Source organism: Ruegeria sp. BF7 (genome assembly GCF_056538605.1).
The window spans coordinates 44,182-59,600 of the sequence record NZ_JBQFTM010000010.1 but is presented as its reverse complement, the minus strand read 5'-3'; the positions used below and the strand labels follow the sequence as shown (position 1 = coordinate 59,600).

Here is a 15,419-nt window from a genome sequence, read left to right as displayed (position 1 = left end):
ACAACGGAGCTACAGGGATCGTATGCAGGGGAAAACCGTACTGATAACAGGGGCCAGCCGCGGCATTGGAGCCGAGGCGGGGCGCGTATTTGCCGCAGCCGGGGCAAATGTTGCTTTGGTGGCGCGGAACCGGGATCAGATCGGGGCGCTGGCGGACGCGCTGGGCGAAAACGCCATCGCGCTGCAATGTGATGTCAGCGATTTCGTGCAGGTCGAACAGGCAGTTGCCGATTGTGTCGACCGGTTCGACGGGCTGGACGTTCTGATTGGAAATGCAGGCGTCATCGATCCGATCTTCCATTTGTCCAACGCCGATGTCGCGGCCTGGAGCGCGGCCATCGACATCAACCTCAAGGGCGTTTTCTACGGGATGCGCGCGGCCTTGCCCGTCATGCGCGCCGCAGGTGGGGGCACAGTGATCACCGTGTCCTCGGGCGCAGCGTCCAACCCGATTGAGGCGTGGAGCCATTACTGCGCCTCAAAAGCAGGCGCCAAGATGCTAACCGAATGCCTGCATCTTGAGGAATCTATTCACGGCATCCGCGCCATGGGGCTGTCGCCGGGCACCGTGGCCACGGATATGCAGCGTGTCATCAAGGCCAGCGGTATCAACGCGGTCAGCCAACTGGACTGGAGCGATCACATCCCCGTCGATTGGCCCGCGCGGGCGCTGTTGTGGATGTGCTCGGCGGATGCGGACGATTTCCTGGGCACCGAAATCTCGCTTCGGCGCGAGGATATCCGGCAAAGGGTTGGGCTGACGTGATCGAACTGACCAAGGAAGGCGGGTTATGGACCGTCACGCTCAACAATCCGCAAAAGGCCAACGCCTTGACCGAAGCGATGCTGACCGAACTGGCCGAGATTGCCGAGTCCGCGACCGAGGCGCGCGCCTTGATCCTGACCGGTGCGGGCAATGTATTCAGCGCCGGGGCCGATTTGGACGAGGCGCGCGCTGGTCTAGCAACCTCGGACGTGTGGGAGAGGCTTTCGGGTGCCATCGCCGCCCTGCCGTGTCTGACGGTCGCAGCCCTGAACGGAACGCTTGCGGGCGGGGCTAATGGGATGGTGCTGGCCTGTGACATTCGGATCGCGGTTCCGCAGGCAAAGTTCTTCTATCCGGTCATGAAGCTGGGTTTTCTGCCGCAACCGTCGGACCCGGTGCGCATGGCCGCATTGATCGGCCCGGCGCGGACCAAGATGGTTTTGATGGGCGGGCAGAAGATAGGCGCGGATGAGGCCTATGCCTTTGGTCTGGTCGACCGCGTGGTTGAGCCTGACAGGCTGATGCCAACGGCGCATGAACTGGTGGTGGACAGTCTGGCCGCCAACCCCCGGATTGCCACCGGTATTGCAAGGATGTGCCGATGAGATTGTCTGCTGTGCTGCTACGTGTCGCTGATCCGGACCGGCTGACCGCGTTTTACGCGGACGTTCTGGGTATGACGGGGCGGGCGCAGGGGTCAAACAGCCGCGTTGGCTATGGCGGGCAGGACGCCGACCTGCTGCTGATGCCAGGCGGGGGGGGCTATACCCATGACGGCGGGCAGAGGTATTGGAAGATCGGTATCACCGTGCCGGATGTCGATCTGGCCACCGCGTATCTGCACCAAAAAGGAGTTGAAGTCTCGAACCCGAAACAATTCCTCGACATCGGGTATATGTGCCACCTGAAAGACCCCGAGGGCTTTGTGATCGAGCTGTTGCAACATGATTTCAAGGGCAACCGCCCCGAAAATGTCGCCGACCCGGGCAAGCCTTTCGCCAAAGCCTGTATCGGCCAGATCACCTTGCGCACCGGCGATATCGCCGCCGAGGATGCGTTCTGCCGCGCGCTGGGAATGCGCCTTTTGTCGGTGCAGGATGTGGACCAGTACGGTTTTGACCTGCATTTCTATGCCTTCACCGATGAGGTGCCGCCGAATGCAGATCTCTGGTCGGTTGAAAACCGGGAATGGCTGTGGAAACGTCCCTATACCACGTTGGAATTTCAACATCTTGCGGGCGCGCAGTTTGCTCCGGCACCGGATTATCGAGGGTTGGAGGTGCAGGGTCTGACGAGTTCTCTCCGCGATGCCTTTGGTGACCCGGTGCGGCCCGGCTGATCACCGACCGCGCCGCTTACCCGGCACTTTCGACCGAAACCCGGGTGGGCGTTTTCGGACCCAGTTCAGAAATTTCTCAAGCCGTGGGTGGGCGCGCAGGGACTCAACCGAATTGAACTCGCGTGCCAGTTCGGCCTCAGACAAGGTGGCGTGCACCTCTTTGTGGCAGATAATGTGCAGCAAAACCGTAGGTCCGCCCTTGCCCCCTTTGAGTTTTGGGATCAGATGGTGCAGGCTGCCACCCCCATCCGGGATGGGGCGGTCACAAAGTGGGCAGATTGGATCACTGGTCGGCATGGCAGGGACTAATTTGCGCCAGATGGCGTGGAAGGCAAGAGGACGGCAATGGCGCAGGCAGTGGTAATTGGGGCCGGGCCCGCGGGCCTGATGGCGGCAGAGGAACTGGCCGCTGCGGGTCATGATGTGCTGGTGGCCGAGGCCAAACCTTCGGTCGCTCGCAAGTTTCTGATGGCCGGGAAGTCGGGACTGAACCTGACCAAAGATGAGCCGTTCGAGATCTTTCTTCAGGCCTATGGTGCGGCGTCGGACTGGTTGCGTCCGATTATTGCCACGTTCGACGCCGCCGGTGTGCAGGGCTGGGCGCGGGGGCTGGGGCAGGACGTGTTTACCGGTTCGACAGGGCGGGTGTTTCCCACGGTGATGAAAGCCTCGCCTTTGTTACGCGCGTGGCTGAGGAGGCTTGAAGGTGCAGGCGTACAGATCAGAAGCCGCTGGCGTTGGCAGGGTTGGGACAGCGATGCGCTGTTGTTCGAGACAGTGGAAGGACGGCAGGCGATCACACCGGATGTCACCGTGCTTGCGCTGGGTGGGGCCAGCTGGGCGCGGCTGGGGTCTGATGGCCAGTGGGCGCAAATCTTGCAAGAAAAAGGTGTGGAGCTCGAACCGTTTGCGCCTTCGAACTCGGCCCTGTCCGTCGATTGGAGCCCTCACATGCAGCTTCATTTCGGTGCGGCGCTGAAATCGGTGCGGTGGATGGCCGGGGAACTGGACAGTCGCGGTGAAGCCACGATATCGGCGACCGGGCTTGAGGGGGGCGGGCTGTACTCTCTAACGCCGGCCCTGCGTGATGGCGTTGATTTCTTCGTTGATTTGGTGCCTGATCTGGACGCGTCATCTTTGCAAGAACGATTGGCTGCGAAAAGTTCAAAAACCACGCTGTCGCAATGGTTGAAAAAGTCGCTCCGTCTGCCGCCGCAAAAAGTTGCGCTGTTTCACGAGATGGCCAAGGCTAGTGCTTTGCCTCAAGCGCACTGGGGTGATGCACTAAAGCATCTTCCGATCCGCCACGCGGGTCTTCGTCCGATGGATGAAGCAATTTCAACGGCAGGCGGTGTCAGGCGATCCGCATTGGACGACGGGCTGATGCTGACCGCTTTGCCCGGAGTGTTCTGCGCCGGGGAGATGCTGGACTGGGAAGCCCCGACCGGTGGGTATCTGCTGACCGCTTGCATGGCGACCGGGAAATGGGCCGGGCGCTCCGCCGCAGACTGGCTGAACCGCGCCGGTTAACGTGACCGCGCCAGCATCGCCAGGCGGATCATGGCGCGTTCGACCAGTGCCATTGCGGGGGCGGTTTGGCCCGCCGACCGCAGCGACAGGTCGGTATCGGTAAGAACGGTCAGAGCGGTTTGCAGTTTCGGTGCGCCCCAACCCTGCGCCTGCCGCAAAATGCGGTCGCGGCGTTTGCCATAGACCGGCGGTCGCAGCTTGCCGATGCCCTGCGCTGCCCCGCCCGGGTCGGAAGCACAGGCGTATAAAGTCCGAAAATGCCGGGTCGCACCGATACACAGGCTGACCGCGTTGGTGCCCTGCGACTGCAGACGCCGGATCAGCGGACCGATCTCGCCCGCACGGCCTTCGGCGACCACGTTCAGAACATCGTCCAACCCCGCCTCGGTCGAGCGGGGGGCACAGGCTTCGATATCCTCCATGGTCAGTTCCGAATTGTCACCGCGTTTGTAGAGGGACAGTTTTTCAATGGTTTGCGCGAAATCTCCAGGGCTGATCCCTGTGGCCAGCTCTGCAAGTGCTGACATCGAATCACGGGGAATGCTCTGTAACCCGGCCTCGGTCAGAATCCGCTCGATCTCACCGCGCGAAGGGGGATCATCATAGATGCCGACCGCATGGGCCGCCGGATGCGCCTCGAACGCCTTGCGAATTTTCGAGCTGGGCTTCAGTTGCCCGGCAGTGACGATGATCTGGGCATCACCCGGAGCCCAGTCTTCGAACGCAGCGAGAATCGCAGCGGCGGCCACATCTGTGGTGTCCTCGACAAAAACGGCACGCGGCCCGGGGAAGAATCCGACCGCCTTGACCGCGTCCAACAAAAGGGCCGGATCACCGCGCAAATCCGCGCCCGGCATACGGGTCAGGCGCATTTCCTCTTCGGCGTTGGGTCCCAGCAGGGCGGCCAGAACCTGTTGCCGTTTCAGCGCCACGCGCATCGCATCCGCGCCGTAGATCAGCAGCCCGGCCTTGTCGGCGTCTGGTCGGGCAAAATACCCCTCAGCCTCGCGCGGGCTGAGCTTCATGTGCCAAGACCCGGCGCGGCGTAGAGCTCGGCTATGATCTGATCCGACAGAATCACCATCAGCCGTTCTTTGGCATCGCGTTCGTCGGCCAGCGTGGACACGGTCGATCCGGCGGCCGAATAACCGACAAAACTGTTTACCGTGCCGGATGCAACGACCTGACCGGTCGCATTTGATCTGAGCGCGTAGTTCGCCCTGCCTTCTATTGTGTACCGGTTGGTCTCGTTCGTCGTGGTGATCGCAGCCGACCGGAATGCGGTCGAAACGTTCACATCCAGATTATACTCGCTGCCCGAATTTGCGCTGCGGCCCAGACGCTGTTCCAAATTCTGGACCAGCATATAGCTGTCGACCGAATTCGGGGCCGAGACGGCGACCTGACCATTCAGGGCCGCGCCGGAACCGCCGGGTGCGTAGACCGGTTCAAAGCCGCAGGCGGCCCCCAGAAAACAGGAAGCCAGCGGCATCAACAACAGGGTTCTGCGATTAAACAACGACATTCACGATCCGGCCCGGGACAACAATTACCTTCTTCGGCGCATTGCCATCCAGCGCCTTTTGTACAGCTTCGGTGCTGAGCGCGATTTTTTCAACCTCATCCTTGGCCAGATCCTTGGCGACGCTGATTTCCGCGCGGCGCTTACCGTTGATCTGGATCGGTAGAGTGACGGTGTCGTCGACCAGCATTGCCTCATCAGCGACCGGCCACGGCGCGACCGCGACCAGGCCTTCACCACCCTGATGCGCCCAGATGTCTTCGGCCAGATGCGGTGTCATTGGCGACATCAGCTGCGCGAGTGTCTTGATCGCCTGCTTCTGAGCCGCAGCACCAGCCTTGGATTTTGCCAACGTGTTGGTAAAGGCGTAAAGCTTGGCGATGGCTGCATTGAAGCCAAAGCTTTCAACACCCAATGTCACGTCGCGGATGGTTTTGTGCATCTCGCGCAGCAGGTCTTCATCCCCTTCGCCTTTGGCATCGGGGTCCATGGCGCCGATCTTGTCGCAGAGGTTCCAGACGCGGTTCAGGTGTTTATAGGCTGCTTCTGCACCCGCAGCGGTCCATTCCACATCGCGCTCGGGCGGCGAATCGGACAGCACGAACCAGCGCGCAGTGTCGGCGCCAAAGGCCGAGATGATGCTGACCGGGTCGACCACGTTCTTTTTGGATTTCGACATCTTGGCCGAGGGGATGATCTCGACCTCGGTGCCGTCTGCCAGTTTGCCGTCGGTCACATCCTCGGGCAGGTGATAGACCGGACGGCCATTGGCGTCGCGGGTCTGGTAAATCTCATGCGTCACCATGCCTTGGGTGAACAGCGCATCGAACGGCTCGATCGCCTTTTTCGGCAGGTGGCCGGTAATGTTCATCGCGCGTGCAAAGAACCGGGAATAGAGCAGGTGCAGAATCGCGTGCTCGATGCCGCCGATATACTGGTCGACATTCATCCAGTATTCGGCCTCGCCCAGATCGGTCGGTGTTTCGGCGCGTGGGGCGGTGAAACGGGCGAAATACCACGACGAATCGACGAACGTGTCCATAGTGTCGGTTTCGCGCTTGGCGGGCGCACCACAGGATGGGCACGCGCAATCGCGCCAGGTCGGGTGGCGGTCCAGCGGGTTGCCGGGTTTGTCAAAGCTGACATCGTCGGGCAGGCGAACCGGCAGGTTTTCCTTTTTCTCTGGTACGACACCGCAGGATTCGCAATGCACGACGGGAATCGGGCAGCCCCAGTAACGCTGACGGGACAGACCCCAGTCGCGCAGTCGGTACTTGGTTACGCCTTCGCCCCAACCTGCTTTTTCAGCGAAATCGACAGTGGTGTTGATTGCTTCTTCGCCGGTCGCCTCGGTAAGACCGGCAAAGTGGTTCACCCAGCGAACTTTCTCGGTCTTCGGTGGGACGAATGCGATCTTGTCGACCGGTGTCTCATCGGCCAGAGCAAAGAAGGTGTCCACCACGGGCAACCCGTATTTTCGGCAGAAGTCGAGGTCGCGCTGATCGTGCGCCGGGCAGGCGAAGATCGCGCCGGTTCCGTAATCCATCAGGATGAAGTTGGCGATCCAGACCGGTAGTTCCCAATTCGGATCCAGCGGGTGCTTGACGCGAATCCCGGTGTCATAGCCCAGCTTTTCAGCCGTTTCGATGGCTTCTTCTGTGGTGCCGCCCTTTCGGCATTCGGCAACAAAATCAGCAATTTCGGGGATTTCCGCTTCAAGCTGCTTTGCAATCGGGTGGTCCGGCGAGATGCCGACGAAAGACGCGCCCAGCAGCGTATCGGGGCGAGTCGTATAGACAGTGATTGGCTCACCTCCGTCGGTGCGTTCGAACCCGAACTGCAGGCCGCGCGACTTGCCGATCCAGTTTTCCTGCATCAGACGCACCTTGGCAGGCCAGTTCTCCAGCGTGTCCAGCGCGTCCAGCAGCTCTTCGGAATAGTCGGATATCTTGAAGAACCATTGGGTCAGCTCACGCCGCTCCACCAAGGCGCCTGAACGCCAGCCACGACCGTTTTCCACCTGTTCATTGGCCAGAACGGTCATGTCGACCGGGTCCCAGTTCACCACGGCGTTCTTGCGATAAACCAGCCCGGCTTCGAGCATATCCAGGAACAACGCCTGCTGCTGGCCATAATACTCCGGGTCACAGGTAGCGAACTCGCGCGACCAGTCGATCGACAGGCCCAGCGGCTTCATCTGCCCCCGCATGTCGGCAATATTGCCATAGGTCCAGTCCTTGGGGTGACCGCCGATGGCCATGGCGGCGTTTTCCGCAGGCATCCCGAACGCATCCCAGCCCATCGGGTGCAGTACGTTGTGGCCGGTCGCCAGCTTGTGCCGCGCGATCACGTCGCCCATCGTATAGTTGCGCACATGCCCCATATGGATTCGGCCCGAGGGGTAGGGAAACATTTCAAGCACATAGTATTTCGGTTTGTCCGCCGCGCGGTTGGCGGTAAAGATTCCGGCCTTGTCCCAGGCCTCTTGCCATTTTGCTTCGATTTCGTTGGCCGAGTAGCGAGACATCGTGCGGTCCTTCGTGAATGAAAACGCCGGGTAGGAACCCGGCGTGGTATTAGTGTGATTTTCGGCGGGTTGCTAGAACTTGTTGTCCGCGATGCGTAGCTGGCGGGCACGGGACAGGATCGCATCTTCGACCGCGCGCGCCGTAGCCGCACTGACCGGAGCGCCGCCACTGGTCTGCAGCGACACTGACAAAGAGCGCGCCGCCAGCGCCGGGTCACTGATGTGAACGGTCGCACGGTATTGGCGTCCGCCACCCGGAGGTGTGCCGTAACCTGTTACAATCACGCCGGTAAACGGATCGACCTCCTGAACGGGCAGGAAGTTCAGCACATCCAGCGATGCAGCCCACAGGTAGCGATTCACATTTGTAATTTGTTCGGCATTGGCGGTGTTGAACACATCCCAGATGGTCGAACGCTCTGGGTCGTTAAGCTCGCGCTCTTCGGTATTGCCACCAATCAGATTCGGGTTGTACTCGGTCGGCGTGGCCCGATTCTGTCCGCAGGCCGACACGGCAGCAGTCACTATGATCAAACCGAAAATCGTCTGCAGGCGCATTGTCGACTGGTCCTGTTCACTTTGGTCTACGTTGTCAGATGTTACTCCTAGACAAGGACCGGATCCGCAACAACCCTATTATTGTCGCATTCGCGTGGGTTTGGCCCCGTTCCAGCCCTCAAAACCGACTGTGGCATCCTTGCACCAATTTTATGCCAATGCGATCCATTCATTTATGCCAAGCTTGCGTGTCAGGGGCAAAAAGAGCGAAACGGTTCCCGTGCTGAGACATGTGCTGAGGCATGTGTCGAGTAGAAAAACTTTTGAAACCGAGGGAAACAAGATGAAAAAAGTTCTCTTCGCATCGACCGCTCTGATCGCGACCGCAGGTGTCGCAGCGGCTGACTCCGGAATTAACTTCAGCGGTTACGGCCGTTTTGGTATCGGCTACCTGGAAGACCGTGCCGGTGCTGTTACCAACTTCGTAACCGGTACCACCACCACCACTGGCGGTGCCGTGAACACCGGTGTTATCACCACCACCAACACTGCAGTTGTCGACACCGACGACGCGATCCTGGTTTCGCGCTTCCGTCTGAACATCGACGGTTTCACCGAAACCGACGGTGGCGTTCGCTTTGAAGCACGTGTTCGTATGCAAGCCGACGAAAACGCGGCCAACGGTGAAGCCAACAACGCTCGTCTGAACGGCGCACGTTTCTCGGTTATCTACGGTGGTCTGCGCGTTGACGCCGGCAACGTCGCCGGTTCGTTCGACAACCTGGCAAACTACTACGGTAACGAAGTTGGTCTGGAACTGTTCGCAGGTCAGTACTCGGGCGTTGACTATAGCTTCCTGAGCTATGTTTCGGGCGACAACCCGGGTTCGAACGCTGTGTTCTTCCAGTACGCGGTTGGCGACTTCGCCTTCGGCGCATCGTATGACCAGCAGACTGTGGCCATCAACGGCAACCCGCAGGACGCTGACCGTTGGGACGTAAGCGCAACTTACACCTTCAACAACATCACTGCTGCTGTGGCCTATGGTCAAACCGATCTGCCGGGCGGTGGTAGCGATCCGAGCCTGACCGTTCTGACCCTGGGTGGCGAATGGGGTGATTTCAACGGTACCCTGTTTGTTGCAGACGACGCGACAGAAGTTGACGCAACTGACGGCACCGCATGGGGTCTGTCGGCTGCTTACAACCTGGGCGCCGCAACCACCCTGCTGTTCACCTACGGTGACGGTAATGCCGACGCTGACACACAAGAAGTCGCAATCGGTGCCATCTACGACCTGGGCGGCGGTGCATCGCTGCGCGGTGGTATCGGCGTCAACGACTGCGACATCTGCGACGACAGCCGCATCCAAGCTGACTTCGGTGCACAGTTCAACTTCTAAGTTGATCTGAAACCGGAAGGTTTTAGGGCAGGTCCTCGGACCTGCCCTTTTCTTTTGTGCCGACATGGTGTTTTTCTGCGCGGAAAGCAGATTGAGGAAACCAATGTCGCTGCAAGAAATCACTGTCCGAATCGCCAAAGCCGAAACTGCTGCGGGGCGGGCCGCGGGATCCGTCAAACTGATCGCGGTGTCCAAGGTGCAACCGGACACGCGTGTGCAGGCCGTTCTGGATCAGGGACACCGGTGTTTCGGTGAAAACCGGGTGCAAGAGGCGGTAGGCAAATGGCCGGGCTTCACCGCGCGATACCCGGATGTCGATCTGCACCTGATAGGACCGCTGCAAACCAACAAGGCCCGGCAGGCGATAGACTTGTTCAGCACCATCCATTCCGTCGATCGGCCCAAGCTGGCCAAGACACTGGCTCGGCTGGCGCAGGAGGTTGGTTCCTGCCCGGAGTTGTTCATTCAGGTCAATACCGGGGAGGAGGAGCAAAAGGCCGGTATCCTGCCTGCCGACGCGGACGCCTTTATCGCCGAATGCCGGGAACTGGACCTGCCGATTCAGGGCCTGATGTGCATTCCACCGGTTGACGAGGAACCCTCGCTGCACTTTGCCCTTCTGGCCAAGATTGCCGAGCGCAACGATCTTCAGGGCTTGTCGATGGGAATGAGCGGAGATTTCGAACGGGCCATCGCACTTGGCGCAACGCATGTGCGCGTGGGATCCGCCATATTCGGTGAGCGGATCAAGCCGGAGGGATAATTAACCGCGCACCCGGAGCCACCTTGCTGGCGATCCAACGCAGGTGGTCGCGGCGGAATGCAACGCAGCCCTCGGTCGGATAACCGGGGCGGCGCCACTGGTGAATAAAGATTGCCGATCCGTGGCCGGGCACGGCATTGGGCCAGTTCCAGTCGGTGATCAGCACCAGATCATACAGGGGATCGGCGCGGCGCAGCTTTTCATGGCTGAAGGCATAGGGTGCGGAGACGAGGTGGTTATAGTGATGGTCCCGCACGTCATCCGACCACAGGTCCCACGGACCGATGGGAATCGCCCACTCAGCTGGTTTCGCAACCCGGTCCGGCCGGTACAGCATCCCGACGATGTGATGCGTACCCATCGGTGTCGCACCATCCCCCTCGCGCTTCGAGCGTGCCAACCCGCCCTTGCCAATCGAACAGGGAAAGACCCGGCCGGCAAACCGCACGCCGCGCGGGGTCAGTACCAGGTCGTCAGGCGTCACAGCAGGTGCCCAGACTTGGCCGCCTTGGTCGCCAGGTATCCCCGATTGTGGGCTGTTTCACCCACTTTCAGGGGCACGCGCTCCGTCACGGCGATCCCGGTTTTCTCCATCATGACGATTTTCGCAGGGTTGTTGGTCAGCAGCCGAACCGAGTTGAATCCCAGCGATTTCAGGATATCTGAGCCCAGGCGAAAATCACGCTCATCATCTTCAAAGCCTAGCCGGTGGTTGGCTTCGACCGTATCAAACCCCTGATCCTGCAGGAAATATGCGCGCATCTTGTTGGCCAGACCTATCCCCCGACCTTCTTGGTTAAGGTACAGCAGCACCCCGGCTCCTTCCGAGCCCATCTGTGCCAGCGCGCCCCGCAACTGAGGCCCGCAATCGCATTTCAGGCTGCCCATCAGGTCACCAGTGAAACAGGCCGAATGCAGCCGCGCCAGAACCGGCTTGCCGCGATCCGGGCGACCGATTTCGACGGCATAATGCTCTTCACCGCCGTCCTCGGGACGAAACACATGCAACCGTCCTGCCTCGGAGACTTCCATCGGCAGGCGCGCCGCGACCACTTCATGCAGTGCGCTGCGATCCGCCAGATGCGGCGCGGCGCGGGTGTGGTCGATGCATGTCAGGCCATGTGTCGCGGCAAAGTTGCGCCCATCCTCGATGGGAAGAACAACCGCCGCAGGTAGCAGGCGTGCGGATTTGGTCAGGGCGATGGCGATGCGGTGCAGGTTGGCGTTACCCTGACGCTCGGTCATCAGGGGGCCTTTCATTGGTGCGTTCAGATCGTCCGATGGATCGGCTACGGCCTGAACCCAGCCAATATCCGCATCTGCCGGGATGATCACCCGGGCCAGATCACCGTCATAGGCCCGCGCCTTCAGCGTCTCGGCCCGGCGCACGGTGACGGCGACCGCAGGGTTGCCGCCAAGGCCGCGCAGATCAGCGAGCCGCTGGGCGCTCAGTGTCTCGGTAGCAACGGCCAGTACGCTGAAACCGCTGTCATCGGTCAGGGCAACTGGAACGCCCATACGCAGATCCGCGCGGGCCCGCGACAGCAATTCTGAAATATCCGGGACAAGACTCATCTGTGTTACCCTGTAACCATCCGGCCTCCCTGTAGCCTGATAAGACGGAAATGTGAAACATTTCCTCTGCCTCAGACACGAGGGCGTGAAACCATTGCAGCAAACCTTGTTGATTGCATCTTCCGCGCGCAAGTGGTGGAAAAGGCTTAGGAGGACCGCACATGGCTCAGCTCAAGAAAATCCTGCTGGTGGATGACGACGAAGACCTGCGCGAGGCGCTTAGTGAGCAACTTGTGATGACCGAGGACTTCGACGTGTTCGAAGCCCATGACGGGGCATCCGCGATGGAGCGTGCGCGCGAAGCGATTTATGACCTGGTCATTCTGGATGTCGGCCTGCCGGATACTGACGGGCGCGAGTTGTGCCGCCTGATGCGCAAGCAAGGCGTCAAAAGCCCAATCCTGATGCTGACCGGCCATGACAGCGACGCGGATACCATTCTGGGTCTGGATGCGGGTGCCAACGACTATGTTTCCAAGCCATTCAAGTTTCCGGTCCTGCTGGCCCGTATCCGGGCGCAACTGCGCCAGCATGAACAGTCCGAGGACGCGGTGTTTGTTCTGGGTCCCTACACGTTCAAGCCTGCGATGAAGATGCTGATCACCGAAGACGATCGCAAAATCCGGCTGACCGAGAAAGAAACCAACATTCTCAAGTTTCTGTACCGCTCGACCGATGGCGTCGTTGCCCGAGACGTGCTGTTGCACGAGGTCTGGGGCTATAACGCCGGGGTCACCACCCACACACTTGAAACGCACATCTATCGCCTGCGCCAGAAGATTGAGCCCGATCCGTCCAATGCGCGCCTTTTGGTCACAGAATCGGGTGGATATAGGCTCGTCTCTTAACTGGTTGTGGATTGACGTGGATCAAAGTGATACTCTGGATGTGTAATTAGATTGCTCCCAACCCGCGCATGTCCGGGTTATGACATGCACCTCCCTGTTGGACTGCCGGGCCTGATGGCCCGGCTTTTTTCTTTATATTGGTTGAAGAGAAAGCGAATCTGCCACCTCGGGGAATGGGTTAACTGGTTCCTTCTTTCTCCAGGATAGTGCCGTAGGTCATGCCACTGCGGAGACTGCGGAAATCGGCATAGATTTTGCCATCTTCAAAGGTGGCATCAATAAGACCGTTCACTTTGCGGTCTTCGCCAATGCGACTTTCGACCATGGAAATCGTACCTGAGCCATCGCGGCTGATTGTTCCGGTTACCTGACCTTCGTTCCAACGATCAGAACCGATGCGGCTCCATTTGCTGGTACCCCAGAATGCATTGTTCTGTTGTTCTTTTATCTCCAGAACCCATTCGGACTGGTTGAAACGCGGTGCCCCGTCGCTGTGTTCGTTGGGCAGGGCGGCAACTGTGTGGGTGCCATTCCAGATTCCGCGCAGGTCGGGTGCGTTTTCGGCGGCCGCAAGGGTGGCAAAAGCAAAGGTGCTGGCAAGTGCGGCGGCGCCAAGTGTCTTAAGTCTGGTCATGATCTCCTCCATTTTCTTTCCATAGATGTTGGGGGTGGAGACTTCGATTTCTATGCGGGCGTTAATACATAAAGGTAAATTCATCCACGCTTCATGAAGGAAAAATTGCGTTCAGAGCGCTCGCCTTGGCGCGAGTTTCAAAACATGATTGTCTCTGTCATTTCCCATGGTGCCGGGCGAAACGCCACGCTAGTCTGCGCCAACCGCGACAGAGGAATCCCCCATGCCCTTTACCCTTGCCACCTGGAACATCAACTCGGTCCGCCTGCGCGAGCCCATCGTGCTGAAATTGCTGCAGGAAGAGGCGCCGGATGTTCTGTGTCTGCAGGAATGCAAGTCTCCGGTCGAAAAGATCCCCACGGAGGGGTTTGCGGAGCTAGGCTACACCCACATGATCGCGCGCGGGCAAAAGGGTTATAATGGCGTCGCCATCCTGTCGCGCCTGCCGATGGAGGAGGTGGGCGACAAGGATTTTGCTGGTCTCGGTCATGCCCGCCACATCGCAGGGCGGTTGGAGAATGGTGTAACGATCCACAATTTCTATGTTCCGGCGGGCGGCGATGTGCCGGATCGCGAGAAGAACGAGAAATTCGGTCAAAAACTCGATTACCTGACCGATATGCGCGACTGGTTCCATGCGGAAAAGCCGAAAAAATCCATTCTGGTCGGCGATCTGAACATCGCCCCGCGTGAGGATGACGTCTGGTCGCACAAACAACTGCTCAAGGTCGTTTCGCACACACCGATCGAAGTCGAATCGCTGGCCGAAACCCAGGATGCGGGCGGCTGGGTTGATATCACCCGCCAGGATATTCCCGAGGGGCAGCTCTATAGCTGGTGGTCTTATCGTGCGCGTGATTGGGACGCGGCCGACAAGGGGCGGCGGCTGGATCATGTCTGGGCCACGCCCGATATCTCGAACGCGGGGCATTCCAGCCGTATCCTGCGCGACGCACGTGGGTGGGAGAAGCCCAGCGACCACGCCCCTGTTTTTGCCAGTTTTGACCTGTAATTGCGTAACTCGGCCCTTGGTTTCTGCAACAAGCGGTTGCATATAGGGCGCGAGTTCGAACCGGAGAGTGAATGCCATGGACCTTCTGAACGCTGCTGCCAGCCCCGAGGCAACTGATCTGATCAAGGACGGAACCGAGGCCACGTTCATGGCCGACGTGGTCGAAACCTCTCAGGTTACTCCGGTCATCGTCGATTTTTGGGCGCCCTGGTGTGGCCCCTGCAAGACGCTCGGGCCGCTGCTGGAAGAGGCCGTGACCGCGGCCAAGGGTGCGGTGAAGATGGTCAAGATCAACGTGGACGAGGCGCAGACGATCGCCGCGCAACTGCGCATCCAGTCGATCCCGACCGTGTACGCGTTCTTCAAGGGCCAGCCCGTAGACGGGTTTCAGGGTGCAGTGCCGGGGTCCGAGATCAAGGCGTTTGTCGACCGTGTGATCGAGGCCGCGGGCGGTGAAAGCCCCGGCGGGCAACTGGACGACGCCATTCAGGCCGCCGAAGAAATGCTGGCAGAAGGCGCGGCCACTGACGCGGCTCAGACTTTTGCTGCCATTTTGGGCGAAGATCCGAACAATGCCACAGCCTATGGCGGGCTGGTGCGTGCGCATATCGCGGCCGGTGATCTGGAACAGGCCGAGGCAATCCTGAACGGTGCACCAGCCGAGATTTCCACCGCAGCCGAGTTGGAAGCCGCCCACGCGCAATTGGAGCTGGCCAAGCAGGCCGCAGATGCCGGCCCCGTGGCCGAGTTGACCACTACGGTTGAGGCAGAGCCCGACAACCATCAGGCACGGTTCGATCTGGCGCAGGCACTGCACGCCAATGGCGATGTGGAAGAGGCTGTTGCGCAGCTGTTGGAACTGTTCCGACGCGACCGTGAATGGAATGACGGCGCCGCCAAAGCGCAACTGTTTACCGTTTTCGACGCGCTCAAGCCCAATGATCCGATTGTTCTGAACGGTCGCCGCAAGCTCAGCTCGATGATATTTGCCTAATTCGGGATC

General features: G+C 59.9%; 17 protein-coding genes. 9 read left to right on the top strand and 8 right to left on the bottom strand.

Annotation, left to right across the window (positions count from 1 at the left end; genetic code table 11):
- Positions 1-22: 22 nt before the first annotated feature.
- From ACR0IK_RS17595 to ACR0IK_RS17585, 3 genes are read left to right on the top strand one after another with little or no spacing between them, the layout of a single operon-like run.
- Entirely contained in the window at positions 23-766 is a 744-nt protein-coding gene (locus ACR0IK_RS17595) for an SDR family oxidoreductase (protein ID WP_480594257.1), read from the top strand.
- Entirely contained in the window at positions 763-1,371 is a 609-nt protein-coding gene (locus ACR0IK_RS17590; RefSeq protein WP_480642503.1) for an enoyl-CoA hydratase/isomerase family protein, read from the top strand. Before ACR0IK_RS17595 ends, ACR0IK_RS17590 begins: the two co-directional genes overlap by 4 nt.
- Positions 1,368-2,105, top strand: a complete 738-nt coding sequence (locus tag ACR0IK_RS17585; protein ID WP_480642502.1) for a VOC family protein — start codon at positions 1,368-1,370, stop codon at positions 2,103-2,105. Before ACR0IK_RS17590 ends, ACR0IK_RS17585 begins: the two co-directional genes overlap by 4 nt.
- Here ACR0IK_RS17585 and ACR0IK_RS17580 read toward each other — a convergent pair whose 3' ends face one another.
- Entirely contained in the window at positions 2,106-2,402 is a 297-nt protein-coding gene (locus ACR0IK_RS17580) for an HNH endonuclease (protein WP_480594038.1), read from the bottom strand.
- A gap of 48 nt (positions 2,403-2,450) precedes the next feature.
- Between ACR0IK_RS17580 and ACR0IK_RS17575 the strand changes: the two genes are divergently transcribed.
- Positions 2,451-3,635, top strand: a complete 1,185-nt coding sequence (locus ACR0IK_RS17575; RefSeq protein WP_480642501.1) for a TIGR03862 family flavoprotein — start codon at positions 2,451-2,453, stop codon at positions 3,633-3,635.
- Here ACR0IK_RS17575 and holA read toward each other — a convergent pair.
- The 4 genes from holA to ACR0IK_RS17555 all read right to left on the bottom strand — a co-directional run bounded on the left by holA (position 3,632) and on the right by ACR0IK_RS17555 (position 8,242).
- A complete protein-coding gene (gene holA, locus ACR0IK_RS17570) occupies positions 3,632-4,660 on the bottom strand; it encodes a DNA polymerase III subunit delta (RefSeq protein ID WP_480642500.1) in 1,029 nt (342 codons plus the stop codon). The two genes, ACR0IK_RS17575 and holA, sit on opposite strands and share 4 nt — an antisense overlap.
- Positions 4,657-5,160, bottom strand: a complete 504-nt coding sequence (gene lptE / locus ACR0IK_RS17565; RefSeq protein ID WP_480642498.1) for an LPS assembly lipoprotein LptE — start codon at positions 5,158-5,160, stop codon at positions 4,657-4,659. The genes holA and lptE overlap by 4 nt, the downstream gene beginning before the upstream one ends.
- The gene (leuS, locus tag ACR0IK_RS17560) at positions 5,147-7,684 is read right to left on the bottom strand and encodes a leucine--tRNA ligase (protein WP_480642497.1); all 2,538 of its coding nucleotides are present in this window, start codon (positions 7,682-7,684) and stop codon (positions 5,147-5,149) included. The genes lptE and leuS overlap by 14 nt, the downstream gene beginning before the upstream one ends.
- Positions 7,685-7,756: 72 nt before the next feature.
- The gene (locus tag ACR0IK_RS17555; protein WP_480594027.1) at positions 7,757-8,242 is read right to left on the bottom strand and encodes a DUF3576 domain-containing protein; all 486 of its coding nucleotides are present in this window, start codon (positions 8,240-8,242) and stop codon (positions 7,757-7,759) included.
- 283 nt (positions 8,243-8,525) lie between these two features.
- Between ACR0IK_RS17555 and ACR0IK_RS17550 the strand changes: the two genes are divergently transcribed.
- Together ACR0IK_RS17550 and ACR0IK_RS17545 are read left to right on the top strand one after the other, a co-directional pair.
- Positions 8,526-9,584 carry a porin gene (locus ACR0IK_RS17550; RefSeq protein ID WP_480594025.1) on the top strand — a complete coding sequence of 353 codons (1,059 nt, stop codon included), beginning with the start codon at positions 8,526-8,528 and terminating at the stop codon, positions 9,582-9,584.
- Positions 9,585-9,687: 103 nt separating this feature from the next.
- Positions 9,688-10,347, top strand: coding sequence for a YggS family pyridoxal phosphate-dependent enzyme (locus tag ACR0IK_RS17545; RefSeq protein WP_480642495.1), 660 nt, complete (start codon positions 9,688-9,690; stop codon positions 10,345-10,347).
- Here ACR0IK_RS17545 and ACR0IK_RS17540 read toward each other — a convergent pair.
- Together ACR0IK_RS17540 and ribA are read right to left on the bottom strand one after the other, a co-directional pair.
- Positions 10,331-10,831, bottom strand: coding sequence for a L,D-transpeptidase family protein (locus ACR0IK_RS17540; protein WP_480642493.1), 501 nt, complete (start codon positions 10,829-10,831; stop codon positions 10,331-10,333). The two genes, ACR0IK_RS17545 and ACR0IK_RS17540, sit on opposite strands and share 17 nt — an antisense overlap.
- Positions 10,828-11,922, bottom strand: a complete 1,095-nt coding sequence (ribA, locus tag ACR0IK_RS17535) for a GTP cyclohydrolase II (RefSeq protein ID WP_480594019.1) — start codon at positions 11,920-11,922, stop codon at positions 10,828-10,830. Before ribA ends, ACR0IK_RS17540 begins: the two co-directional genes overlap by 4 nt.
- Positions 11,923-12,083: 161 nt before the next feature.
- On the opposite strand from ribA, the gene ACR0IK_RS17530 reads away from it, so the two are divergent.
- Positions 12,084-12,770 (top strand): response regulator transcription factor, encoded by a 687-nt coding sequence (locus tag ACR0IK_RS17530; protein ID WP_170328103.1) that lies wholly within the window; start codon positions 12,084-12,086, stop codon positions 12,768-12,770.
- Between the two features lie 178 nt (positions 12,771-12,948).
- Here ACR0IK_RS17530 and ACR0IK_RS17525 read toward each other — a convergent pair whose 3' ends face one another.
- Complete coding sequence (locus tag ACR0IK_RS17525; protein WP_480642490.1) at positions 12,949-13,404, bottom strand: hypothetical protein; 456 nt, start codon at positions 13,402-13,404, stop codon at positions 12,949-12,951.
- Positions 13,405-13,627: 223 nt separating this feature from the next.
- On the opposite strand from ACR0IK_RS17525, the gene ACR0IK_RS17520 reads away from it, so the two are divergent.
- Positions 13,628-14,416, top strand: a complete 789-nt coding sequence (locus ACR0IK_RS17520) for an exodeoxyribonuclease III (protein ID WP_480594016.1) — start codon at positions 13,628-13,630, stop codon at positions 14,414-14,416.
- 76 nt (positions 14,417-14,492) lie between these two features.
- Positions 14,493-15,410, top strand: a complete 918-nt coding sequence (trxA, locus tag ACR0IK_RS17515) for a thioredoxin (protein WP_480642488.1) — start codon at positions 14,493-14,495, stop codon at positions 15,408-15,410.
- The last annotated feature ends 9 nt before the right edge of the window (positions 15,411-15,419 follow it).